This is a genomic window from Sphaerisporangium sp. NPDC051011 (genome assembly GCF_040653595.1).
GTDB lineage: Bacteria > Actinomycetota > Actinomycetes > Streptosporangiales > Streptosporangiaceae > Sphaerisporangium.
On record NZ_JBFAGG010000015.1, the window covers coordinates 190117 to 214144 of the forward strand.

20 protein-coding genes are annotated in these 24028 nt (G+C 74.2%); 6 read left to right on the plus strand and 14 right to left on the minus strand.

Features of this window, described 5'->3' with window-relative positions; translation table 11 throughout:
• The first annotated feature begins 42 nt into the window (after positions 1-42).
• Both egtD and AB0H21_RS30855 read left to right on the plus strand, forming a co-directional pair.
• On the plus strand, positions 43-1095 hold the full coding sequence (gene egtD, locus AB0H21_RS30850; protein WP_358523695.1) for an L-histidine N(alpha)-methyltransferase: 1053 nt from the start codon (positions 43-45) through the stop codon (positions 1093-1095).
• A gap of 412 nt (positions 1096-1507) precedes the next feature.
• Positions 1508-3664, plus strand: a complete 2157-nt coding sequence (locus AB0H21_RS30855; protein ID WP_358523579.1) for a hypothetical protein — start codon at positions 1508-1510, stop codon at positions 3662-3664.
• 3 nt (positions 3665-3667) lie between these two features.
• Here AB0H21_RS30855 and AB0H21_RS30860 read toward each other — a convergent pair whose 3' ends face one another.
• The 8 genes from AB0H21_RS30860 to AB0H21_RS30895 all read right to left on the minus strand — a co-directional run bounded on the left by AB0H21_RS30860 (position 3668) and on the right by AB0H21_RS30895 (position 13047).
• Positions 3668-4546 (minus strand): TauD/TfdA family dioxygenase, encoded by an 879-nt coding sequence (locus AB0H21_RS30860; protein WP_358523581.1) that lies wholly within the window; start codon positions 4544-4546, stop codon positions 3668-3670.
• A 65-nt stretch (positions 4547-4611) separates the two neighbouring features.
• Positions 4612-5421 carry an ABC transporter ATP-binding protein gene (locus tag AB0H21_RS30865; protein ID WP_358523584.1) on the minus strand — a complete coding sequence of 270 codons (810 nt, stop codon included), beginning with the start codon at positions 5419-5421 and terminating at the stop codon, positions 4612-4614.
• Complete coding sequence (locus tag AB0H21_RS30870; RefSeq protein WP_358523587.1) at positions 5408-6466, minus strand: glycine betaine ABC transporter substrate-binding protein; 1059 nt, start codon at positions 6464-6466, stop codon at positions 5408-5410. Before AB0H21_RS30870 ends, AB0H21_RS30865 begins: the two co-directional genes overlap by 14 nt.
• An 86-nt stretch (positions 6467-6552) precedes the next feature.
• Positions 6553-7431, minus strand: coding sequence for an ABC transporter permease (locus AB0H21_RS30875; protein ID WP_358523589.1), 879 nt, complete (start codon positions 7429-7431; stop codon positions 6553-6555).
• A 76-nt stretch (positions 7432-7507) separates the two neighbouring features.
• The gene (locus AB0H21_RS30880; protein ID WP_358523592.1) at positions 7508-9424 is read right to left on the minus strand and encodes an FUSC family protein; all 1917 of its coding nucleotides are present in this window, start codon (positions 9422-9424) and stop codon (positions 7508-7510) included.
• 13 nt (positions 9425-9437) lie between these two features.
• A complete protein-coding gene (locus tag AB0H21_RS30885) occupies positions 9438-11528 on the minus strand; it encodes a xanthine dehydrogenase family protein molybdopterin-binding subunit (RefSeq protein ID WP_358523594.1) in 2091 nt (696 codons plus the stop codon).
• The gene (locus AB0H21_RS30890; RefSeq protein ID WP_358523596.1) at positions 11525-12526 is read right to left on the minus strand and encodes a xanthine dehydrogenase family protein subunit M; all 1002 of its coding nucleotides are present in this window, start codon (positions 12524-12526) and stop codon (positions 11525-11527) included. The genes AB0H21_RS30885 and AB0H21_RS30890 overlap by 4 nt, the downstream gene beginning before the upstream one ends.
• The gene (locus tag AB0H21_RS30895; RefSeq protein WP_358523597.1) at positions 12523-13047 is read right to left on the minus strand and encodes a 2Fe-2S iron-sulfur cluster-binding protein; all 525 of its coding nucleotides are present in this window, start codon (positions 13045-13047) and stop codon (positions 12523-12525) included. Before AB0H21_RS30895 ends, AB0H21_RS30890 begins: the two co-directional genes overlap by 4 nt.
• A 300-nt stretch (positions 13048-13347) precedes the next feature.
• Here AB0H21_RS30895 and AB0H21_RS30900 point away from each other — a divergent pair, with 300 nt between their 5' ends.
• Positions 13348-14007 (plus strand): cupin domain-containing protein, encoded by a 660-nt coding sequence (locus AB0H21_RS30900; RefSeq protein ID WP_358523599.1) that lies wholly within the window; start codon positions 13348-13350, stop codon positions 14005-14007.
• A 116-nt stretch (positions 14008-14123) separates the two neighbouring features.
• Here the strand turns inward: AB0H21_RS30900 and AB0H21_RS30905 are convergent, their stop codons facing one another.
• The gene (locus AB0H21_RS30905) at positions 14124-15008 is read right to left on the minus strand and encodes a tryptophan 2,3-dioxygenase family protein (RefSeq protein WP_358523601.1); all 885 of its coding nucleotides are present in this window, start codon (positions 15006-15008) and stop codon (positions 14124-14126) included.
• Positions 15009-15156: 148 nt separating this feature from the next.
• Here AB0H21_RS30905 and AB0H21_RS30910 point away from each other — a divergent pair, with 148 nt between their 5' ends.
• On the plus strand, positions 15157-15588 hold the full coding sequence (locus AB0H21_RS30910) for an Lrp/AsnC family transcriptional regulator (RefSeq protein ID WP_358523698.1): 432 nt from the start codon (positions 15157-15159) through the stop codon (positions 15586-15588).
• A gap of 69 nt (positions 15589-15657) precedes the next feature.
• On the opposite strand, the gene AB0H21_RS30915 is transcribed toward AB0H21_RS30910, so the two are convergent.
• Positions 15658-16317, minus strand: a complete 660-nt coding sequence (locus tag AB0H21_RS30915) for a response regulator transcription factor (protein ID WP_358523604.1) — start codon at positions 16315-16317, stop codon at positions 15658-15660.
• The gene (locus tag AB0H21_RS30920) at positions 16314-17741 is read right to left on the minus strand and encodes a histidine kinase (RefSeq protein WP_358523607.1); all 1428 of its coding nucleotides are present in this window, start codon (positions 17739-17741) and stop codon (positions 16314-16316) included. Before AB0H21_RS30920 ends, AB0H21_RS30915 begins: the two co-directional genes overlap by 4 nt.
• A gap of 593 nt (positions 17742-18334) precedes the next feature.
• On the opposite strand from AB0H21_RS30920, the gene AB0H21_RS30925 reads away from it, so the two are divergent.
• Both AB0H21_RS30925 and AB0H21_RS30930 read left to right on the plus strand, forming a co-directional pair.
• The gene (locus tag AB0H21_RS30925; RefSeq protein WP_358523609.1) at positions 18335-19441 is read left to right on the plus strand and encodes an alpha/beta hydrolase; all 1107 of its coding nucleotides are present in this window, start codon (positions 18335-18337) and stop codon (positions 19439-19441) included.
• Positions 19438-21072 (plus strand): acyltransferase, encoded by a 1635-nt coding sequence (locus AB0H21_RS30930; protein ID WP_358523611.1) that lies wholly within the window; start codon positions 19438-19440, stop codon positions 21070-21072. Before AB0H21_RS30925 ends, AB0H21_RS30930 begins: the two co-directional genes overlap by 4 nt.
• Before the next feature lie 148 nt (positions 21073-21220).
• Here the strand turns inward: AB0H21_RS30930 and AB0H21_RS30935 are convergent, their stop codons facing one another.
• The 3 genes from AB0H21_RS30935 to AB0H21_RS30945 all read right to left on the minus strand — a co-directional run bounded on the left by AB0H21_RS30935 (position 21221) and on the right by AB0H21_RS30945 (position 24024).
• Positions 21221-22642 (minus strand): alpha/beta hydrolase, encoded by a 1422-nt coding sequence (locus tag AB0H21_RS30935; RefSeq protein WP_358523613.1) that lies wholly within the window; start codon positions 22640-22642, stop codon positions 21221-21223.
• A gap of 240 nt (positions 22643-22882) precedes the next feature.
• Positions 22883-23104 (minus strand): amidohydrolase family protein, encoded by a 222-nt coding sequence (locus tag AB0H21_RS30940; RefSeq protein WP_358523616.1) that lies wholly within the window; start codon positions 23102-23104, stop codon positions 22883-22885.
• A gap of 68 nt (positions 23105-23172) precedes the next feature.
• Complete coding sequence (locus AB0H21_RS30945) at positions 23173-24024, minus strand: glutamate ABC transporter substrate-binding protein (RefSeq protein ID WP_358523618.1); 852 nt, start codon at positions 24022-24024, stop codon at positions 23173-23175.
• Positions 24025-24028: the final 4 nt, after the last annotated feature.

Here is a 24028-nt window from a genome sequence, read left to right on the forward strand (position 1 = left end):
GTCACACAGATTCCGCTGCCGTTCCTGTACACGGTCGACCACATGGGCCCCCACTACCTGCGCCGCGCCCTCGCCGAGGACGTCCGCGCCGGGCTGACCTCCGTCCCCAAGACGCTGCCGCCGAAGTGGTTCTACGACGCCACGGGAAGCGAGCTGTTCCATCGGATCACCCGGCTGCCCGAGTACTACCCCTCCCGGCGGGAGCTGGCCCTGCTGCGCGAGCACGCGCGCGAGATCGCCGCGCTCACCGAGGCCGAGAACCTGGTCGAGCTGGGGTCGGGGACCAGCGAGAAGACGACGCTGCTGCTGGACGCGCTGACCGCCGAGGGCACGCTCAAGACCTACACGCCGGTCGACGTGGACGGGGAGACGCTGGAGGCCGCGGCCCGGCGGGTGGCCGCCGCCTACCCGGGCCTGGCCATCTGGGCGGTCCGCGCCGACTTCGAGCGGCACCTGTCCCTGCTGCCCCGGATCGGCAGGCGGCTGGTCGCGTTCCTCGGCGGCACGATCGGCAACATGGACGAGGAGGCGCGGGCGTCGTTCCTGGCCGAGCTGCGCGCGACGCTGTCCCCCGGCGACGGCCTGCTGCTCGGCGCCGACCTGGTCAAGGACACCGGGCGGCTGGTCGCGGCCTACGACGACGCACAGGGGGTGACGGCGGCGTTCAACCGGAACGTCCTGTCGGTGATGAACCGCGAGCTCGGCGCCGACTTCGCACCCGAGGCGTTCGAGCACGTCGCGTTGTACGACGCCCGGCTGAACCGGATCGAGATGCGGCTGCGCGCCGGCCGGCACATGCGGGTCCGCTTCCGCGAGCTGGACCTGGTGGTGTCGTTCAAGGCGGGCGAGGAGACGCGCACGGAGATCAGCTCGAAGTTCTACCGCTACCGGCTGGAGCGCGAGGTGGAGCGGGCCGGGTACGCGCCGCTGCGCTGGTACTCCGACCCGGACCAGGACTTCGCGCTGTTCCTGTCGCAGGTGCCCGGACGGCGCGTGGAGCTGAGGCCGGCCCCGAACCCGCAGCGCCGGAGGCGCGGCCATGGGCTCAGTTCGGGGCGCGGCGGTGTTCTGGAGGAGGAGGGAGGAAGGGGGTGAGGAACGAACCCCTTCCGAGTGACGACGGAAGAACGCCGCCTCCGGGCGCCTCGAACCGCCGTACCGGAGGCGCGGCAATAGGCACAGCCCCCGTGGCGCGAGCGGTGCGCCGGGGGCGTAGCGTGGAGCGATCCAGTGGTCGAAAGGTCGGCAGATATCCGAGAGATATATCCCGTTATTACCTTTGAGGCCTATTCATCCACCCGTTTGCCGGTCGCGCGATGGCGACTTTCCAGGCAACGTTGGAAAGATGAGTAGCGATTCCCCCGCTCGCGAAGGCGTCCCTCCGTGAGGGAACCATGAGGCTTCGGAGTTGCCCGAGATATATGCTTTGGAGATCAATATGGCTTTTGCCCATTGATATCCGCTGCCACGTGTGCGAACCGCATCACCGACCGAGGAGGCTTCAGGGGTGTCGGCGCAGGAAAGACGGCTCTCGGCGATCGGAGAGGCCGCGGCAGAGGTCCTCCGCCACACCGACTACCATCTCGTCAGGGCCGAGGACGTCGCGGCTGCCGTGCGGCTCTCCCGGGAGGGCCACAGCGGGCGGCGCAGCGCCGTCTGGCTGTACAACGAGGTCAAGAGCCGCAGGGTGCTCGTCGCGCTCGCGCTGCGCCACGCCTTCGCGGAGTTCGCCGACCGCGCCGGCCCGCGCGAGCCCCTGGAGACGCCCGGCTCGCTCGTCGAGGCGCGCGACCTGCTCACCCAGGCGCTGCTGCTCGTGGCGCGCTTCCACCGCGCCGAGGCGTTCCTGACCCAGCAGGTCCAGCTCGGCATCGGCGACATCGCGACCTCCGAGAAGCGCCAGTCCGCCCAGGGGCCGCCGAGCTGGCCCGACACCGCCATCGGGCGGACGGCCGTCGCGGGCTGGTCGGGGCGGATCGTCGCCTACGCCGACCACCTCGCCCCGGTGATCGCGGCGGCGGCGCGCGCGGTCTGCCTCCCCCCGCCCGGCTGGGCGCGCGGCTGCGCCGAGAAGCTCTCCGACCTCGCCTTCGACGCCCTCACCGACGACCTGGACGGCCCGGTCGACCGCCAGGCGGCGGCGCTGAGCGCGCACTGGTACGAACGGCACCTGGTCCCCCTGGCCGGCACCTGGATCAACGACCTGGACGTGGCCGAGCGCGCCCGCGACGTGGCGCGCCGGTCCGCCCCGGGCGCCCCCGCCGAGGCCGACGCGCAGGCGGGCGTGCTGCGCGCGCTGCTGGACACGGGAATCCTGCTCAAACGGGCCGCCCGGGAGGCCGGGGAGCCGGCGGGGCTGCTGGACTCCCCGGACGCGGGCCGGGAGGCCGGCGCGGACCTCGGCACGCGCTGCGACGTGCAGAACCGGCGCGGGCTCGCGCTGCTGCGGTACGGCGACCTGGAGTCGGCGCGGGCGAGCTTCGAGTCCTCGCTGGAGATCGCCGAGAAGGAGCGGTCCCTGGAGCCCGACGAGGCCGCCGCCTACGCCGCGCGCTCCCGCCACCACCTCGGCGAGACCCTGGTCGAGGCCGGGCGCCCCGTCGAGGGGCTGCGTCTGATCGAACAGGCCCGCTCGGCGCCCGAGGCGGGCGGCGCGGAGGGCGCGGGGGCCGCGTCCCGGGCCTGGCGCCGCCTCACCCTGACCGCCCAGGCCGCCGCCCGCGCGGCCGTCCGATCCGGCCGGGTCGTCGAGGGGCTGTGCCAGGCCGAGGCCGTGGTGACCGACCGGCAGGCCCGCCTGGGCGGCGCCGGGGACATAAACGTGGTCGCGGCCCGGGTGTCCCTCGGGGAGGCCCTGCTGGAGGCCGGGCAGCCCATCGAGGCCCGCCACCTGCTCCAGGAGGCCGGGCGGCAGCGCGCCGACCTGCTCCAGCCGACCGCCTACTGGCCGAACCACGACATCGTGCGCACGGCGCAGGCCGAGCTGGCCTTGCGTGATCCGGGCACGGTCGTGCGGCTGCTGGAGCGGGCGCCCGTCCTTTCCGACTGGTTCGCCGCGCAGGTCTCCTCCCGCCTGTGGGCGGAGGCCCGGGTGGTGCACGCGCAGGCGCTGGCCCTCGGCGAGGACCCGGGGGCGGCCGTGACCGCGCTGCGCGAGCTGGCCGAGCGGCTGCCGCCGGACGCCGGGGACGCCCTGCCGCTCCTCGTGCGGCGGGCCCTGGCCGAGGTACTGCTGTGGGCCGGGGACGCCGACGAGGCCGCCGCCGTGCTGCGGACGGTGCGGGCCGCCGAGTCCGTCCCGGGAGACCCGCCGGGCCGGGTCCGGACATCGCTGCTGGCCGCGCGGTGCGAGGACGCGCGCGGCGACGACAAGGCCGCCGCGCGCCACCGCGCCGCCCTGGCCGGCGTCAAGGGCCTGGACCCGGCCCACCCATTGCTGCTGGAGGGGCGCTACGACGAGGCGGCCCGCCGCTTCGAGACCGGCCGCTTCGACGGCCTGGACGAGCTGCTGGCCCCCCTGCTGGACCGCACGCCGCTCGCCCACGGCCGCCCGGCGCTCGGCGACGGCCATCCGCTGCTGCTGAAGGCCGTCGCCCTGGCCGACCGCAGCGGCGCGGTCCGCCTTCCCCGCGCGCCGCGCCAGGTCCTGTGGGAGGACGCCTGAGGCCTACCGGGCGCTCGCGGGCCCGAAGGGACGGTCGCCGCGCAGGGTGATGCGGTGCATGACGCGGCGGGTGTCGCCGTAGTCGCGGTTGGCGTAGTGGGAGGTGCTGCGGTTGTCCCACATCGCGACGTCCCCGGCCCGCCAGCGGTGGCGCACGATGTGCTCGGGCTTGGTGAGGTGGGCGTACAGCAGGTCCAGGATCCCGCGGCTCTCGGCGTCGGAGACCCCGGCGATGTGGGAGGTGAAGCCGGGGTTCACGAAGAGCCCCTTACGCCCGGTCTCGGGGTGCACGCGGACGACGGGGTGCTCGACCGGGTCCAGGCGCGTCACGGTCTCGCCCTCCCACACGTTGCCCCGGCCGCCGCGGCGCTGGGCCAGGTAGTAGCCGAACTCGCGGTTGCCGTCGTGGAGGGCGGTCAGCCGGTCCGCCAGGTCGCGCACCGGCTCCGACAGGGAGTCGTAGGCGAGCTGGGAGTCGGCCCAGCTCGTGTCGCCGCCCGACTCCGGCAGGCTCACCGCGCGCAGGATCGAGCCGAGCGGGGGCCGGGGCATGAAGGTGACGTCGGTGTGCCACACGTCGGCGAAGCCGTTGTCGGCGCTGTCGATCGCGTAGATCTCCGGGTGGGCCTCGTCCACGCCCGCGACGACCGGGTGGGATGGGGTGAGCTCGCCGAGGCGCCGCCCGAGGGCGATCTGGCCGTCGTCGTCGAGGCTCTGTCCGCGGAAGAACAGCACCTTGCGCTCGACGAGGGCGGCGCGCACGGCCCCGAGCTCGGCGTCGGTGGCGGTCGCGAGGTCGAGCCCGATGACCTCGGCGCCGAAGTGCGGGCCGAGCGGGTCGAGGGTCAGCGCAAGGGCCGGCTTCTCGGATGTGTAGGTCATCTCCGGGTCCTCCGATCTGTGGTGGCGGTCGCATACGGGCGGGCGGGCCGGTTCGGGGGCGGGGGTCAGGCGGCGGCGCGGACGGCGTGGCCGATCTCGGCGCGCAGCGAGGCGTATGCGGGCAGGGCGCGCAGCTCGTCGGGGTCCGGCCCGGTGCGCGGGAGGTCGACGTCGATGTCGAGGGCCACGCGCCCGGGCCGCCGGGTCAGCACGACGACGCGGCTGCCGAGGAACACGGCCTCGTCCACGCTGTGGGTGACGAAGACCGAGGTGCGGCCGGTCTCGGCGCTCACCCGGCGCAGGTCCTCCTGCAGGCGCTCGCGGGTGAGGGCGTCCAGCGCGGCGAACGGCTCGTCGAGCAGCAGCAGCGGGTCGTCGCCCGCGAGGGCCCTGGCGATGGCCACGCGCTGCTGCTGGCCGCCGGAGATCTGCCAGATCCTGCGCCCGGCGACGTCGTGCAGGCCGACCCGTTCCAGCAGCGCGGTGACCCGGCGCGGGCGCTCGGCGCGCGGGACCCCGGCGTAGCGCAGGGCCAGCTCGACGTTGCCGCCGACGGTCTTCCAGGGGAAGAGCCGGGGCTGCTGGAACACGACCCCGGCCCCCTTCCCCGGGACGGGGACCGCGCCGGCCGTGAGCACCGAGCCGGACGCGGGCGCCTCGAAGCCCGCGATCAGGCGCAGCAGCGTGCTCTTGCCGCACCCGGACGGTCCCACGAGCACGAGGAACGCGCCCGCGGGGACGCTCAGCGAGATCGGCCCGAGCGCGGTGACGGCCTGCGGGCCGCGGCCGTAGACGTGCTCCACGTCGCGGACCTCGACGGCGGCGTGCTCTGTCCGCGTGGCCGGGCCGGTCCCGGCGGCGTCAGGAGAGGGCATCGGGCAGCCCCTTGGTGTAAATGGCCTTCTGCACGGTGGCGAGGTCGGGCACCGCGTCGATCTTCTGCTGGCCCTTGAGGAACTCGGCGGCGCTGACGAGATCGCCGGCCAGTCCGCCGGCCTTCCCGGGCGTGCCCAGCCACTCGGGCGAGGACAGGTCGGCGGGGTCGAGGAACACGCCCTGGGAGAGCTGGTTCCCGGCGTCGGCGGGGCTGATGTTGAGCTCGGCGCCCACGGCCGCCGCCGCGGCCTGCCGGTCGGTCTTGATCAGGGTGAGGGCCCTGGCCTCCGCCTTGCGCCAGGCGTCGACGGCGTCGGGGTGGGCCTCGGCGAACGCGGTGGACACGACGCCGAGGTCCAGCGTGGGCTTGCCCGCCGTGGCCAGCTCGCGGCTGGAGACCAGCACCTTGCCGTTCTTCTTCAGCGTGTCCAGGGCGGGCAGCCAGACGTAGGCGGCGTCGATGTCGCCGCGCGCCCAGGCGGCGAGGATGTCCTGCGGCTCCAGGTCGACGATGGTCAGCGCCGACTCGGGGACGTTCGCGCGGGCCAGGGCGGCGAGCAGGCTGTAGTGCGACGTGGAGGCGAAGGGGCTCGCGACCTTCTTGCCGCGCAGATCGGCGATGGAGGAGATGCCGGTGCCGTCCCGGGCCACCAGGGCCTCGTTGTCCCCGGCCACGTCCAGCACGAACGCCACTTGGTAGGGGATGTTCAGCGGCGCCGACAGCCCGCGGGCGACGGGGCTGGAGCCGATGGCCGCGATGTCGACGGCCTTGGCGACGAAGGCGGTGTTGATGCTCGCGCCGGAGTCGAACTTGGTCCAGGTGATCCGGTAGCCCGGCAGCGCCTCCTCCAGCCAGCCCTTGTTCTTGACGACGAGGTCGCCGCTGGGGAACGCCTGGTAGGCGATGCGGATCGTCTTGGCCGCGCCGCCGCCCGCCGCGGACGGGCCGGCGGACGCGGCGCCGTCGCCGCAGGCGGCGAGGACGGCGGCCGTCGCGGCGGCCGCGGTGAGCAGGAGCAGGCGCCTGAGGCCTGGTCGGGCCATGGGTCGGTCTTCCTTGTCTCTCTCCGGGCCCCGTTCCGGGATCCCGGGTGTTCCGGTTTGCGTGCCGGGGCCCGCCGCGGGCCGGTTCAGGCGCGACCCCGCCAGGGGATGATCCTGTTCTCGGCCAGGCGCAGGACGGCGTCGATGAGCAGGCCGGAGATTCCGATCGCCAGCAGGCCGAGCACGACCACGTCGGTCTGCAGGTAGCGCTGGGCGTCGCGCACCATGCCCCCGATGCCGGGCACGCCGTTGATCGTCTCGGCGGCCACGACCGAGGAGTACGCGAGGCCCACGGCGAGGCGGACGCCGGTGAAGATCTCCGGGAGCGCGCTCGGCAGGACGACGTCGCCGATGACGTTCCACCGGGTGGCGCCGAGCGCCCGCGCGGCCTCGACCAGGCCGACCGGCGCCGCGTACACCGCCGAGGCCGTGGCCACGGCGACCGGGGGCAGCGCGGCGATGGTGAGCAGCCACAGCTTCGGCGTCTCGTCGATGCCGAACCAGATGATCAGCAGGCTGAAGTACGCCAGGGGCGGCAGGGCGCGGACGAAGGTGACGACCGGCTCGGCCACCACGCGGATCCAGGGGACGGTCCCCATGACGACGCCGAGCGCCAGCCCGGCCGCCACGCCGAGGACCGAGCCGATGAGGATGCGGCGCAGGCTGACCCCGAGGTGCTCGATCAGCAGGTGGCCGCTGTAGCCGCGGGTGCCGTCGTGGACGGTCGAGGTGAGCACGAGCTGGTCCCACACCGCGCGCGGCGAGGGGATGAAGGACGGGTTGCGCGTCGCCGCGGCCAGGAGCTGCCACAGCGCCAGCAGTACCACCAGGGCCAGCGCCCTGACGCCGAGCCGGCGGTACCGCGCCGCGCCCGCGCGTGGCCGTCCCGCCGGGGAGGCGGGGCTCTCGCCGGAGGCGCCCCGGACGGGAGGCGAGCCCGGGCGGACGGAGGGGGGCGAGGTCACGGGCGTGCGCGCGGAGGACGGCGAGAGGTGGCGGTCACACGTATTTCCTACCGTAAATATGGGGATTAGGCAACCCTCAGCCGCCCTCCAGTGTGCCCCGCAGGCCGCTCACCGCGCGGCTCACCCGTTCCAGCGGCCCCCTCTCGACCTGGCAGGGACGGCCCCGCACGGGCGTCCCCGCGCGCACGCCGTCCGCGATCGCGTCCAGGCACCGCACGACGTCCCGCACCGCCTCGTCCGACGGAGGCGGCGCGCCGTGGCCGGTGCGGGCGACGGTCGCCGCCGTCGCGTCGGCGACCTGCTCCAGCGCCGTCATCGGCGCCATCCAGGTGGTGACGCGCCGGCTCACCACGGGCGGCTCGGTCACCGCACGCTGGAACACCGTGCGCAGGTCGGCGAGCGCGTCGAACGCCCGGCGCTGCGCCACCGCGCGGCCGGGGTGCCCGGGCTCGAAGGCGTGACGCAGGTACCGCGCGGTGGCCGCGACCGCGTCGGCGAAGCGCGGCCGCACGGGCGCCTCCCAGCTCGCCGGCCACGGCAGGTAGCCGAGCAGCAGCACGATGGCGCACCCGACCAGGGTGTCCACCAGGCGGATCTCGGCGATGCGCGGGCCCGCGCCCGTCAGCAGGTCGACCAGCAGCACGACCACCGGCACCTGGAAGGTCGACATCAGCCCCCAGTTGCGCTGCTGCCCGTACGGGAGCAGCGCGGCGAAGATCGCGATCGGGATCAGGATGGCCGGGCCGTACGGCACCACGTACAGGACCGCGGTGCCGATCACCGCGCCGACGACGGTGCCGAGCCCGCGCTGCACCGCCCGCGCGAAGACCGACCCGAAGTCCGGCTTGAGCACCAGGGCGACGGTCAGCATCGCCCAGTACGACCGCTCCAGCCAGTGCAGCTCGCTCACCACCGCCGCCGCGCCCATGCACAGCGCCAGCCGGATCGCGTAGACGCGGGTGAGATGCCCCGAGCACATGCCCCGCGCGATCTGCCGCAGCTTCGCGCCGGGCCCGACCCGCTCGTAGGGCCGCTCCTCCTCCGCCTCGGCCACCGAACGGCCCGAGATCAGGTCGGCGGCCCCCCGCACCGCCGCGCACAGCGCCGCCAGGGCGGGCGAGCCGGTCTCGAACGGCACCGTCACGGGGTGGCGGTCGCGCTCCAGCGCCTCGGCCAGCGACCGCAGACCGTCCACGACCTCCGGCGGCGGGCCTCGGTCCTCCTGGACCAGGGCGACCAGGGCGTGGCGGATCCGCGAGGCCTCGTTCAGCAGCGCGGTCAGGCGGGTGCGCTCGGGGTCGGGCCCCGCCGCGGAGGACCGCGCGCCGAACACGACCTCATACGCCCGCTTCAGCGCCGTGTCGAACGTCTCCAGGACGTCGCTCGCGCGCGGGTCCTCGGCGAGGCGGGCCAGCGTGCGGTAGACCCCCGCCACGGCGGCCTTCTCCGCGGCCCGCGGGTCCAGCGGCCAGCCCGCGACCGACAGGAGCAGCGACCACAGCGCGCCGGCCAGGTACATGAGCGCGCCCCGCACGGGCGTCTCGGGAAACGGCACGCCGAGGCCGATCACCGTCATGACCAGAAGCTGGAGCGCGCCGTACGAGCCCGCGCCGCCGGCCGTGCTGACCAGCGCCGAGACGACGGAGGCCAGGACGACGGCCGCCACCGTCCACCAGCCGAGCCCGGGCACGGAGTGGCCGATCAGGAAGCCGGTGGCCCCGCCGATCGCGCCCGCCCCGGCGCGGATCACCCGCGCCCGGTAGGAGCCGCCCCGGTCGGCCAGCGCCGCCGCCATGGCCCCCATGGACGGCAGCAGCCCCAGGGTGATCCGCCCGGCGAGCTGGGCCACCAGCAGCGGCGTGGTGACGGAGGCGGCCACGCGTGCCATGGCGCCCCAGCGGGGCCGCACCGGGACGGGCCGCACGGCCTCCACCAGCCAGCCGGGCGCGACGTCCGCGAGCCGGTCGGCGGGACGGCGCAGCAGGCCGCTCATCCCGCCCGGTCCCTCAGCGCACCAGCCGGTCCAGGCGGATGGGCAGGTCGCGGACCCGGATCCCGGTCGCGTGGTGGACGGCGTTGGCGACCGCGGCGGCGGTGCCGACGATGCCGATCTCCCCGATGCCCTTGGTCCCCATCGGGTTGAGGTGCGGGTCGTCCTCCTCCACCCAGTACGCCTCGATGTCCGGCACGTCCGCGTTGGCGGCGATGTGGTACTGGGCGAGGTCGTGGTTGAGGTAGTCGCCGAACCGCGCGTCCATGACGCTCTCCTCCAGCAGGGCCATCGACATGCCCATCGTCATGCCGCCGACGAACTGCGAGCGCGCGGTCTTGGGGTTGACGATGCGCCCGGCGGCGAACACGCCGAGCAGCCGCGTCACCCGGGTCTCCCCCGTGTCGGCGTCCACGGCGACCTCGGCGAACTGCGCGCCGAAGGCGTGCCGCGCGTACCGCTCCTGCCCGCGGATCTCCTGCGCCGTGGTGGCCGACGCCTCGGCCCCGCCCGGCGGAACGACGCCGCCGGACCGTTCCAGCTCCCGGGTCAGCGCCTCACACGCCCGCACGACCGCGGTGCCCCAGGACGCGGTGCCCATCGACCCGCCCGCGATGGACGCCCGGGGCAGCGCGCTGTCGCCGATCTCCACCCGGACCCGCTCGACCGGCGCGCCCAGCGCGTCGGCGGCGATCTGGGTCAGGACGGTCCTGGCGCCGGTGCCGAGGTCGGCGGCGGCGATCCGCACGGTGAACGTGCCGCCGGTCTCCGCGCGGGCCCAGGCCTCCGACGGCGAGCGGTAGGCCGGGTAGGTCGAGGAGGCGACGCCGGTGCCGTACATCAGCCTGCCCCGGCGCCGGACCGCGGGGCGCGGGTCGCGCGACTCCCACCCGAACCGCCGGGCCCCCTCGCGCAGGCACGCCACCAGGTTGCGCGAGCTGAACGGCAGGCCGGTCGCGGGGTCGGTGGCGGGCTCGTTGCGGACGCGCAGCTCGACCGGGTCCACGCCGCACGCGACGGCCAATTCGTCCATCGCCGACTCCAGCGCGAACATGCCGGGCGCCTCGCCGGGCGCGCGCATCCACGACGGCGTCGGCACGTCCAGCCGCACGAGCCGGTGGGTGGTGCGCCGGTGCGGCGCCGCGTACATCATGCGGGTGACGACGGTGGTCTGCTCGGCGAACTCCGTGAGGGTCGAGCTCTGCTCGCAGGCCTCGTGCGAGATCGCGATCAGCCGCCCGTCCTCCTCCGCGCCGAGCCGCACCCGCTGGATCGTCGGCGTGCGGTACCCGGTGACCGCGAACATCTCCCGCCGCGTCACCGTGAGCTTCACCGGGCGCCCGACCTGCTTGGCGGCGAGGGCGGCGAGCACCACGTGCGGGTGCGCGCGGCCCTTGGAGCCGAACCCGCCCCCGACGTACGGCGAGATGATCCGGACCTGCTCGGGCGGCATGCCGAACAGCGGCGCGAGCTCGCCGCGCAGCGCGGTCGGCCCCTGCGTCGAGTCGTGGACGGTCAGCCCGCCGCCGTCCCACTCGGCGACGGTGGCGTGCGGCTCCATCGGGTTGTTGTGCTCGGCCGGGGTGGTGTACGTCGCGTCGACCACGACCGGCGCCGAGGCGAGGGCGGTATCGGGGTCGCCGCGCACCTCGTCGGCCGGGAAGCGCGGGTTGACGTACTCCGGGCGGTACAGGCGGGGGTGGTCGGCGCGCAGCTCGACGTCGTGGGTCTCCTCGGCGTACCCGACGCGCAGCAGTCCCGCAGCCTCCCTGGCCGCCTCCAGCGTCTCGGCTACGGCCACGGCGACGTACTGGCCCCGGTAGGCGACCCTCGGCGACTGCAGGACCGACAACTCGGCGGCGTCGCTGGGCGCCAGGCGCGGCGCGTTGCCGTGCCAGATCACCGCGATCACGCCGGGGACCTTGAGCGCCGCACCGGCGTCCATGCCCGTGACCTCGCCCCGGGCGATCGTCGCCTGCACGGGCGCGGCGTAGGTGAGGTCGCGCGGGTTGTGCTCGGAGGCGTACCGGGCCCGGCCGGTGACCTTCTCCAGGCCGTCCACGCGGTCGATCGGGGCGCCGACGTACTTGATCTCGGTGGTGGTCATGGGGTCTCCGCGAGGTCGGCGAGGACGCGTACGAGCAGGTTGCGGGCGAGGGGCACCTTGAAGGCGTTCAGCCGCAGCGGGCGGGCGCCCCGCATCTCGGCGTCGGCGGCCCGGGCGAACTCCTCCTCGGTCGCCGGCGCGCCGCGCAGCGCGGCCTCGGCCGACTCGGCCCGCCACGGCACGTGGGCGACGGCGCCGAGCGCGATCCGGCAGTCGCGCACGCGGCCCTCGCCGTCCAGGTCCAGGGCCGCCGCCACCGACACGACGGCGAACGAGAACGACGCGCGGTCGCGCACCTTGCGGTAGCGCGACCGCGCCGCCATCGGCAGCGCGGGCAGTTCCACGGCGGTGATCAGGTCGCCGGGCGAAAGGACGGTGTCGCGGCTCGGGTCCTCGCCCGGCAGCCGGTGCAGGCCCGGCATGGGGACGGTCCGAGCGCCGCCGGGGCCCTCGACGTGGACGGTCACGCCGATCGCCGCCAGGGCGACCGCCATGTCCGACGGGTGGGTGGCGACGCAGCTCTCGGAGTGGCCGAGGATCGCCAGGTTGCGGTGGTCGCCGGTGCGGGCGGGGCAGCCCGAGCCGGGCGCCCGCTTGTTGCACGGCTTGGTGACGTCCTGGAAGTAGGAGCAGCGGGTGCGCTGCAGCAGGTTGCCGCCCACCGTGGCCATGTTGCGGATCTGCCCGGACGCCCCCGACAGGACCGCCTGGGCCAGCATGGGATAGCGGCGCCGCACCAGCGGGTGGGCGGCCAGGTCGCCGTTGCGCACGCCAGCGCCGATCAGCAGGCCACCGTCCGCGGTCTCCTCGATCGTCGCGGAGGCGACGCGGGTGACGTCGACCAGCGTGCCGGGCCGGGCGACGCCGAGGCGCATCAGGTCGACCAGGTTGGTGCCGCCGCCGAGGTACATCGCGTCCGCGCCCGTTTCCAGGCCCGCCTCGAGCGTGGCCACGGCGGACCGGACGTCGGCGGGGCGCTCGTAGGCGAAGGGCCTCACCGCGCCACCTCCCCGATCGCCGCGACGATGCCGGGGTAGGCGCCGCACCGGCACAGGTTGCCGCTCATCCGCTCGCGGATCTCCTCCTCGCCGAGCACGGGCTCGGCGGCGGTGTCGGCGATGTCGGCGGCGATGTCGGGGGTGGCGGCGCTCGGCCAGCCCAGCGCCGCCTCGGCGAGCATGCCCACCGCCGAGCACAGCTGCCCGGGGGTGCAGTAGCCGCACTGGAAGGCGTCGTGCTCGATGAACGCCTTCTGCAGCGGATGCAGCCCCCGCTCCCCGGCCAGTCCCTCGACGGTGGTGATCGGCTTGTCGTCCACGGTGACCGTGAAGGTGAGGCAGGCCTTGACGCGCCTGCCGTCCACCAGCACCGTGCAGGACCCGCACTGCCCGTGGTCGCATCCCTTCTTGCACCCGGCGAGGTCGAGGCGTTCGCGCAGGGTGTCGAGCAAGGTCTCACGGGTGTCCACCGTGAGCGGATATAGCTGGTCGTTCACCGAAAGTTGGAGGTCGACAATCATCGGTCCAGGGGCGGTGTCGCCCCGCGGCTCGTTCGCTCGGGCTTTCACCCGCGCTTCCCTACCCCCGCGATCCCCAGGCTTATCCCATGAAACGGCCATGCTGACCGGGCCTGGACGCCCGCAGGGTCAGCGTTCGGCCCGCCGGAGATGTGGAAGGGGCATGGAAGGACGCGTCCCGCGACCCCTAGGACCCCTACGCGGCCCGCGCGGGTTGGCACTCGGGGTGGCTCTGTTGTGAAATATGGTTTGCCCGGATCTATGGCGCGGCACGTGCCGCCTTGGTCGACAGGAGGGGTCCCGGTGGGCATATCGGAGCGCCGGGGCCGCGACGACGACCGCGAGGAGCGCGCGGAACAGGCGGACCGTGCCGACCGTGCCGACCGTGCGGACGTCGTCGGCGCGCGGATGCGCCGCTTCCGCAAGGAACGCGGCATGACCCTGCGCGGCCTGTCCACCCGCTCGGGCCTGTCGATCGGCTTCCTGTCACAGGTCGAGCGCGGCATCTCCTCCATCGGCCTGACCGCGCTGAACGGCGTGGCGGCGGCGCTCGACCGCAGCGTGGCCGACTTCTTCGAGGACGACGCGCCCGAGGGCGAGGGCTCCAAGGTCGCCCGCCTGCCCTTCCACTTCACCCTCACCCGGGCCGAGGCCGCGGCCACCGAGTACGTCTCCGGCCAGCAGACCTACCGCATGCTGTCCTCCCGGGGGCCGCACCTGGTGCTGGAGCCGTTGCTCGTGCGCATCGCCCCCGGCGGCAGGCGCGAGGACGCCTACGAGCACGCCGGGGAGGAGTTCGCGTTCGTGCTGGAGGGCGAGTTGCTGTGCGAGGTCGAGGGCGTCGAGCACCGCCTGTACGCGGGCGACAGCGTCCACCTGCGCTCGACCGTGCCGCACAGCATGTACAACGACACCGACCGCGTCACCACGGTGGTGTCGGTGGTGACTCCGCGTCTCTACTGATCTTTCCGAACCTGAACCCCGGCTCGTGTACCGGAACCAGGTCCTGTTCAGTTGGACGTGAACATCATGAACAAAGCTCATGTTGTCCGGTCGGCGCGGCCCTTCCAGCGGGGCGGTCACATGGACGTGCGGGCCGACCAGAGCTCGGGGAAGACGTCGCGGCGCAGGCTGCGCTCCAGCCACGTCAGGCCGCTCGATCCGCCGGAGCCGGGCTTGGCGCCCATCGAGCGGCGCACGGCCATCAGGTGGCGGTAGCGCCAGTCGGAGAACCGCTCGGACAGGTCGGTGAGCGTCTCGGCGAGCGTCCAGAGTTCGTCGCCGGGCCCCCGCTCGGCGTAGATCTTCACCCAGGCCGCCTCGACCAGGGGGCTCGGCACGTACTCCTCGGCCGGGTCGCCCGCCGGAGGGACGTCGAACCCGCGCCGGGCGAGCAGGGCCAGCACGGTGTCGTACAGGCTCGGGGCCCGCAGCGCGTCCACCAGTTCGCGGTACACCTTCGCGTCGCGCCGGTGCGGCCGGGTGAGCGACTCGGACTTGTTGCCGAGAAGGAACTCCAGGTGGCGGTACATGGCGGACTGGAATCCGGAGGCCTCGCCGAGCGCGTCGCGGAACGAGTTGAACTGCGCGGGGGTCAGCCAGCCGAGCGCGCCCCAGGATGCGTTGAGCGCCTCGAAGTAGCGGACGCTTCGGGCCAGCACGGCGGTCGCCCCGGCCACGTCCTCGGCGTCCAGCAGTCGCTGGGCGAGCCGCCATTCCGCGCGGATCAGGCCGAAGTAGAGCTCCATCACCTGGGTCGTGACGAGGAAGGCGCGCTCCTCGGGGATGTCGGTGATCGGCCGCTGGAGGGCGTGCAGGGCCTGCGCCGCCACGTAGTCGTCGTACGGTGTGCCGGAGGTGAACTCCAGCGTCGGCCGGCCGTGGTTCGCCGCCGCCCGCGCGGCGCGCTGCCGTCCACCCGCCGGGCGCACCCGCGCCCCGCCCACCCGCCGTCTGGTCGTCATTCTCGTCTCCCCTGTTTCACCTCCATGTTCACTTAAGTCGAATTTTAGTGAAATACTGGGTCCGGAGCGATTCTGGCGTTCGGCTTTCTGGATGAAAGGTGCAGACCGGATTCCGGTTTGCGAATGACGGAGCGTGACCGTGGACGCGATGGACTGGGCCCTGCTGGCCGAACTGCAGGCGGACGCGAGGCTGTCGTACAGCGAGCTGTCCCGCCGCGTGCACCTGTCCGCGCCCGCCGTGGCCGAGCGGGTGAGACGACTCGAAGAGGCGGGCGTGATCGCGGGCTACCACGCCCGCGTCGACCTGTCCCGGGCCGGCCGCAAGGTGAGCGCCCTCATCCGCATGTCCTGCTACGGCGTGCGCTGCGTGCTGCGCGACCCGGTGGCGCTGGCCTGGCCGGAGATCGTCGAGGTGCACCGCGTGACCGGCGACACCTGCTGCCTGCTGCGCGTCGCCACCACCTCGATGACCGCCTTCGAGGAGCTCATCGACCGCCTCGCCCCGTACGGCCAGCCGTCCAGCATGATGATGCTGTCCAGCCCCCTCCCCTGGCGCGCGCTGAGCCCCGTGGAGGATTGACGCCGAGCCCCCGTGGCGGGCCCGGCCGGGACTTCCACACCCCGACCAGCGGGTGACGACCGTACTCGATCACCGGGACGGCGACGCCAGGCCCGCCTCATAGGCGATGATCACAAGCTGCACCCGGTCGCGGGCCGCGAGCTTGGCGAGCAGCCGGGTCACGTACGCCTTGACGGTCGCGACGCTGATCACCAGCTCGGCGGCGATCTCGGTGTTGGACATGCCCCGCCCGATCAGCGTGAGCACCTCGCGCTCACGCGCGGTGACCCCGTCCAGAGAGCGGGAAGGCGGGGCCGCCGGGGCGGGACCCCGGGCCGCGAACTCCTCGATCAGGCGGCGGGTGACGCTCGGCGCGATCAGCGCGTCGCCCGCCGCGACCACGCGGACCGCCCCGAGGATGTCCTCCAGCGCCATGTCCTTGACCAGGAAGCCGGACGCGCCCGCGCGCAGGGCCCCGTAGACGTACTCGTGGTCGTCGAACGTCGTCAGGACCACGACCCGCGCCGTCCCCGCCGCTGTGATCAGCCGGGTCGCCTCGATGCCGTCCATGCCGGGCATGCGGATGTCCATCACCGCGACGTCCGGGCGCAGGTCATCGGCCAGCCGGACCGCCTCCGCGCCGGTCCCGGCCTCCCCGGCGACCTCGAGGCCGGGAGCCTCGGCGATGACCATGCGCAGGGCGGCGCGCACCAGCGGCTGGTCGTCGGCGAGCAGGACACGGACCGTCATCGCACCCTCACGGGCACGGGCAGCCGGGCCGCCACCCGGAAACCGCCCTCGGCACGCGCCCCCGCGAAGAACGTCCCCCGCAGAAGCCTCACCCGCTCCCGCATCCCGGCGAGCCCATGCCCGCCGTGCCCGCCATCCGCCGTCACGCCGTACCCGCCCTCGGCCGCCGCATCGCGCCCGTTCTCCGCCACCACACTGTGCCCGCCTTCGACCGCCGCATCGCGCCCGCCCCGCGCCGTCACGCCGTACCCGCCCCGCGCGGCCATGTCGGAGCCGTCCCCCGCCGGCGTGCCCGCCTCGCGCCCGCCGTCGAGGACCTCGATGGACAGCTCGTCCTCCCCATAGTCGATGGACACCTGGCAGGAGGGGGCGCCGGCGTGGCGCACGACGTTGGTGACCGCCTCCTGGACGATGCGGAAGGCGCACGCGTCGACCTCCGCGGGCAGCGGACGCCGTTCGCCCTGCCACCGCACGTCGACACGCACCCCGGCGTCCGTCGCCGTCGCCGCCAGCCGCTCGACATCGGCCAGTCCCAGCACCGGCCCAAGTCCCGATTCGCGCCCCCGCCAAGAGGCGGGTTCGTGTCCCGGTCCGGAACCCACGCCGCTCGCCTGGCCGAGGGGCGGTCGCGGCGGCGCACCCGGTCCGGGCTCGCGGAGCCCGCCGAGCATGAGACGCAGGCCCGTCAGCGCCTCCCTGCCGACAGTCTCGATCGCGCCGAGCGCCTCGCGCGCCCGTTCCGGCCGGGTGTCGATCACCCGCCGCGCCGCGCCCGCCTGCAGGGCGATGATGCCGATGCTGTGGGCGACCGTATCGTGCACCTCGCGCGCGATCCGCAGCCGCTCGTCGGTGGCCGCCCGCGCCTCGGCCTGGGCGCGCATGCTCGCGGCGTGCTCGCGGGCCTGGCGCGCCGAACGGCCGGCCAGCCAGGCGATCACGGCCGTCATCGCCACGGCCAGCTCCGCCGACGTCCCGATGACCCAGCCGGCCAGCAGCCGCGTGGCCAGATACCCGGCGAGCACGGTGAACGCCATGGCCAGGGCTGCGGCGCCGACGCGCGGCGGCCGGGAGGCCGTGACGAAGAACAGCGCCAGATCCACCGCGAGGAACTGCGCCATGGGGATCTCGGCCACCCCCAGGGGGAGCGACGCGATGACCGAGCCGGCGAGCGACAGGAGCATCCCCGCCAGCGGGCGGCGGCCCACCACGAGAGCCCCGGCCACCGCAGCGGCGGTGGCCGGCGCCATGGACGTCAGACCGGTCCACCGGTAGAGCAGGACCCCGGACCGTTCGGCGGGATACCACTCACCGGGCAACCTGACGCGCAGCAGGAAGGTGAACGCCAAGCCCGCGCACCAGGCCAGCACCGTCCAGGCTGCGGGCGGCACCCGCCTCGGCAGCGGAAACGGCGGCGTGACGTCCATGCGCCAGATCGTACCGAGCGGTCCCGGCACGGGCATCGGACCACGGGTGTACACCCCCGGTCCGCCGCGACCAGTAGGCACACGCCCCTGATCCGCCGCGATCGTAGGTGTACGCCCCCGATCCGCCCCGACCACGGGTGTACGCCTCCGGTCCGCCGCCGCCCGCGTGAATGCCACCGGCCGTCCGATGCGGCACGACGACGACCTGCGGCACCGTCCCTTGAGTGATCGACCTCAGCGAACCTGCCCCTCCCGATGTCTCCCGGCCCGACGCCCCGCCCCCGACGACCACCCGGGCGCGCACACCGCGCCGGCCCGAAGTCCGTCCCCTCCCCCGGGACGCGAACGCCCTGTCCCGAGCGGACGCAATCGCGCCACCTCGCCCGAGCCCCGAGGCCCCGGACCTCGTGGGGGTAGACGCCCTTCCGGCCCACCCGGCAGGCGGGAAGCCCTCGAAAGAACAAGCGCCTCCCCCAGCGCCCCCGGAGAAGGGGCGCCCAGCGTCTGCGTGCCCGGTAAGGAAGCGTCCGCGACAGGACTCGCGGACGCGCGGGATCGGACGTGCTCTGCTCGCCGCGCTGGTCGGGGCCTCGGTGGCCGTGCCGGTGACGGGCGCGGCGCGGCCGGGGGCGGTCCCGGCGCCGGTCCCTCCCCCGCTGCCCTCGCTGGGCATCGCGACCCCCGCCGCGCTCGCCGCGCGGTACGCCGCCACCCGCGACGCCGTTCGGGCGGCCGGGCGCGTGGCCGCCGCCCACGGTGACGTATGGCGGGCCGCGATGCTGCGGGCGATGGCGGACCCGGCGCGGCACTTCCTGTCCTTCGACGGACGCGACGGCGGGCGCGTCGCGGAGGTGTTCGGCGACCTGTCCCGGGCCGAGCGGATCGCCGTCGTGGTCCCCGGCTCCGACACCAGCCTCGACAAGTACGGGCTGCTGCGCGGCGGCTCGATGAGGCTGCACCAGCGGCTCGGCGACCGGGCCGCCGTCGTCGCCTGGCTCGGGTACCGGACGCCGAACACCGTGAGCCTGGCCGCGCTGACGTCCGCCCGCGCCGATGAGGCCTCCCCCGCCCTTGGTGCGTTCGTCCGGGACCTCGGCGCGAGCCGTCCGGGCGTCCCGATCTCCCTGCTGTGCCACTCCTACGGCTCCGTGGTCTGCGCACGAGCAGCGTCCGGGCCCGATGTCACCGCGAACACGACTCGTCCCGACGACACAAGGCACACTCCCGGCACTGCAAGCCCCGGAAACACCGGAAAGCCCTGGAACACCGCCGCTACCGGCACCGGCGACACCCACGACGCCGTAGACAGAACCGACAGTGCGGGCGATCGCGACATCGCGGACATCGCGCCCGTGGTGAACATCGTTCTGTACGGCAGCGCCGGCGTCACCGTTCGCGACGCGGCCGCGCTACGCACGCGGGCCTCCGTCTGGGCCGGGCGAAGCACCGGCGACTGGATCGGGAGCGTGCCGCACGTACGGATCCGCCTGCCCTTCGCCGACGTCGGCTTCGGCGCCGACCCGGTGTCCCCGGCGTTCGGCGCCCGGGTCTTCACGGCGGGCGACGGCGGCCACAGCGACTACCTCCGCCCCGGCCCGGCCCTGGAGAACATCGCCCGCATCGTCTCCGGACCGCTCCCCACCGACTGGATCCTGCCCGGCCGATCCACGAACCGGACTTCCCGCCGGGAGGAACCATGACGCGCGATCTCGCCCGGCGCATCCAGACGCCGGACTCCCCGCCGAGGCGAAGCGTGATCCGCAACCTTGTCCGGCCGACCCACACGCCGGACTTCCCGCTAAGGCGAAGCGTGGTGCGCGATCTGGCCCGGCGAGTCGGCACGGCGGAGTTCTCGTCGAGGACGGCCGCGGTGCGTGACCTCGTCCGGCGGATCGACGCGGCGACTCCGGAAGGACGTGACCGCGGGGTCGACGCGTTGCGCGCCGTGGGCATCCTGGGCGTGGTGCTCGGCCACTGGCTGGTGACCGCGCTGGTCACCGACAGCGGCACGCTGCGCGTGGGCAGTCCTCTGCGGAACATGCCCGAGTTCGCCCCCGCCTCCTGGCTACTGCAGACGATGGCGATCTTCTTCCTGGTGGGCGGGCACGTGGCGGCCACGAGCCGGGCGAGCGCCCGGACCAGGGGCCTGACGTACCGGGCCTGGCTCGCCGCTCGCATGGCCCGCCTGTTCCGGCCGGTCGCCGCCGTCCTGGCCGTGTGGACTGTGGTGGCCTGCGCGATGCTCGCCGCCGGCGCCGGCCCGCAGACCGTGTACGTCCTGGTCAAGGCGGTCCTGTCGCCGCTGTGGTTCCTGCTCGTCTTCGCGGCGCTCACGACGGCGACCCCGCTGGTGGCCAGACTGAACCCGCTGTGGCCATTGGCCGTCGTCGCGCTGGTCGACCTGGTCCGCTACGGCCTCGACGGCCCCGCCTGGATCGGCTGGGTGAACGTGGCGGCAGGTTGGCTGGTCCCATACTGCCTAGGCGCGACGTGGTCACGACACCAACCTCGCGAACACAACCCCAGACAGCCGCGAAGCCAGGGGAACGAACACAAAACGGGGCGAACGCGAAGCCAAGGACACGAAACCGAGCCAGGACAGAGCAGACAGGTCGAGCACGACACGGGGTCAGCACAGAGCAGACGGGACAACCAGGAAACCGGGCCGGCGCGGAGCCGGGGGGACAACCGAGAAGCCAGATCGGTGCAGAGCGGACTGGACGCGTACGAAACGAGGTCAGTGCGGAGCCGGGGGGACGAGCGTCAAATAGCGGCGGTGCGGGGCCGAGGGGACGACGATGGGACGGGGTGGTCGGGGGGACGGATGTGGGGCCACCGGGCCGGGTGGGTGCTGCTGCTGGGCGGCAGCGCGGCAACGGCGGCGCTCGTCCTGTGGGCCGGGTATCCGGCGTCGATGGTGGGGGTGCCGGGTGCGCCGATCTCCAACCAGTCCCCGCCCACCCTCGCGGCCGCGACGTTCGGCCTGGCCCAGTGCGGGGCCGCCCTGCTGCTGCTCGGCCCGCTGCGCCGGGTGCTGCGCCGCCCGGCGGTCTGGGCGCCGGTCGCGCTGGCCAACCTGTCCGCCATGACGATCTTCCTCTGGCACCAGACGGCCATGATCGCCGTCACCGCGCTCGGCCTGCTCGCCGGCGAACCGCTACCCGGCCTTCACACCGTCCCGGACGACCCCGGCTGGCTGCTCGCCCGCCTGGCCTGGCTCCCGGCGTTCGCCACGGCACTGCTGGCGTGCCGTGCCGCCTTCCACACGTTCGAGAAGCCTCCCCGCACCCCCGGCCACCCGGTCCCCTCCCCGCAGGGGCGATCAACATGAAGGCGAGTCTCCACCCCCATCCGCTCGGACGAACGACCCCGACACTGGCCGCCGCTCCCTCACCACTCGAAAGATCCATGTGTGGACGAGCCACCGCCCCCACCGGCTCGGGTGGGCGGTCTCGATGCCGGGCCGCCTTGGGATTCGTTCAGCCGTGCCAGGGAGTGAGGCGGGTGGTCAGTTCGCGGGCCGTGTGGGCCCAGATCGGGGTGGACGGGTCGATGACCGACCAGTGGTCGCCCGGCCGTTCGATGTAGGCCGCCTCGTCGCCCGCGGCGGACGCGTATCTGCGGGCCATGTCCACGAGGTCGAGGTCGTCGGAGGCGCCCTGGACGACGATCTGCGGCACCCCGAGCGGCAGCCGCAGCAGCGGGCTCGCGGCGGCGTACGTCCCGGGGATCTCCTCGGGCGTCCCGCCGAGCGCGTCGTGGACGGCCCCCGAGCTCATGTGCCGCCGGTACCCCTCCACCAGGTCCAGCACCCCGGCCAGCGACACGGCCACCGCGACCGCTCCCCCGGCGTCGGCCGCCGCGCGCAGAGCGAGCTGCCCGCCCGCCGAGTGACCGGCCACGACGACCCGGTCGAGGTCCACCGGAACGTCCAGTGAGCGCAGCGCGGTGATGCCGGCGGCCACGTCGGCGGTCGTGGCGTCCCATCCGTGCAGGTCGGGGCGGCGGTATTCCAGGTTCCAGGACGCGATGCCCCGGCGCGCGAGGTCGATCGCGAGCGCGTCCATGAGGTCGGCGCCCCAGATCGACCGCCAGTAGCCCCCGTGGACCAGCACCACGACGGGCGGACGCGATCCGGTGCCGCCGATGGCATCGTCCGGGACGGTACCGGCGACGTCATCCGAGCCCATGCCGGCGACCTCGCCCGAGCCGGCGCCGGTGAGATCGTCCGAGCTCACGTCGGCGACGCCGCCCGCGCCCGTGACGCCCTGCCTGCCCTTGCCCGGGACGCCGCCCGCGCCCGGGCCGGTGTGGTGAGCCGGGCCGATGCCCTTTACAAAGTATCGTCCGGGGTCGGTGGCCACCGGCAGCGGCGCCTCCGCCACCGGAGGTGCCGCCCCCTCCCGCGGCTCGGCCGCCGCGGCCGATTCGGCATCCGAAGGGCCCGATCGGGGCGCCGGAGGGCCTGCGGCCATGGGAAGGCGCAGGTCCGCCCACTGGTCGGAGTGGTCGCCGTACGCCACCCGGCGCGCGGGCCATCTCAACCGGTGCACCGCGTGGCGGATCGCCCAGATCAGGCCGGCGACGCCGCGCCCCTGCTGGTGCGCCGCTCCCCCGGCCACCGGGATCGGCCCGGTGCGCTCCAGGTCGAGCCACACCGTGCGCGGCGAGTACGCGGCCGGCACGTCCATGAGCCTCCGGGCATCCGGGCACGGCCCTGGCACGGCGACGACCGCACAGTCGCCGGAGGTCGCGCCAAGCTCCGCCTCCAGCGCCGCGGCGCCGTCCGCGACGGCGAACCGCGCGGGCACCCCGAGCGCGGCCGTCTCGGCCCCCGCGACCTCCCTGAGCAGCCGCTCATCGGCCGCCGGCCCCGGCCCCGTCAGAACGACCACGCGCACGATCCGCACCTCCGTCCCCTAAGCGAACCTACCCAGGACACCGGCGGAGTCCGGACGCCCGCCGAACCACGGAGCCCGGCACGCCCCCTCGGACACCGGCACCACCCCGCGCGCCGCTCCCGTACGGCGCGAGAGGGTACGGGTTCAGGCACGCGGCGCCGAACCGCACGCGCCGGGCGGCGGCGGCCGTCTGTACCAGCCGCCCGTCTTCCCGCTGTGCTGCGCTCCAGCGTGAAGTGGTCAGGTGCGAGTGTCGTCGCGGACGACGGTGCCGGCCTTCATCACCCATCTCACCGTGCGGAAGGCCGAGTCGGAGGCGAGGGGGTCGGCGTCCGTCGCGACGAGGTCGGCGTACTTGCCGGGCTCGACGGTGCCGAGGCCGGCGTCGGCGCCGAGCCGACGGGCCGGGCCGAGCGTCCCGGCGTGGAGGGCGCGGACAGGGCCGAGGCCCGCCTCGGACATGTGCTCCGGTTCCCTGACCGTGGCGTTGGTGCCCTCGAACGGCCAGAACCCCCGCCGCCGCGGGACCGTCAGCCGCAGCCCTCGAACTGGGGCACGCTGAAGTTGAGCGCCAGCCCCGATTTGGCGAACCACTTCTGCAGCAGCTTCTTGGCCGTGCCGTCCTGGTACATCTCGGTGATGGCCTTGTTCACCGCCTCGCAGCCGTCGATGTCGCCGCTGCGGATGCCCACGCCGTACCGCTCGTCGCTGAACGGCGCGTTGACGATGATGGTGCCGGCGGTCGCGTACCCGGCGAGGATCAGATCGTCGGTCGAGACCGCGTCCACCTTGCCCGAGCGCAGGTCCGCCATGCAATCGCTGTAGGACGCCGAGGGGACGAGGACGACGGGGATCTTCCGCTCCTCCTTGACCCGCTTCCAGGAGTTGGACCCGGTGACCTGGCACAGCTTGCGGCCGCGCAGGTCCCGGACGTTGTTGATCTCGCGCTGGCCGGTGCGCACGAGGGTGTCCTGGTGGGCGACGTAGTACGGGCCGCCGAAGGCCACCTTGGTCTTGCGCTCCGGGGTGATCGAGTAGCTCGCGAAGATCAGGTCGACGGCGCCGTCCATGAGCAGCTTCTCGCGCTGGGAGGAGGGCGCCGGGACGAACCGTGCCTGCTTGCCGAGCTTGGCGGCGACGTAGGTGGCGACGTCGACGTCGAACCCCTCGTACCTGCCCGACACCAGATTGCCGAGGCCGGGCTGGTCCTTCTTGACCCCGATGACCAGGGAGTCCTTGTCGAGCACCGAGGTGCCCGCCGCGCACGACGTGGCGAGGGGGACGGCCGCCGCCACGGCGAGCGCGACGGCGGCCGCGCGGCGCAGGCGGCCGGCCCGGCCGGTCCCGCCGAGAGGGCCGCGCGTCCGGATGAGCGTGAGCATCGAT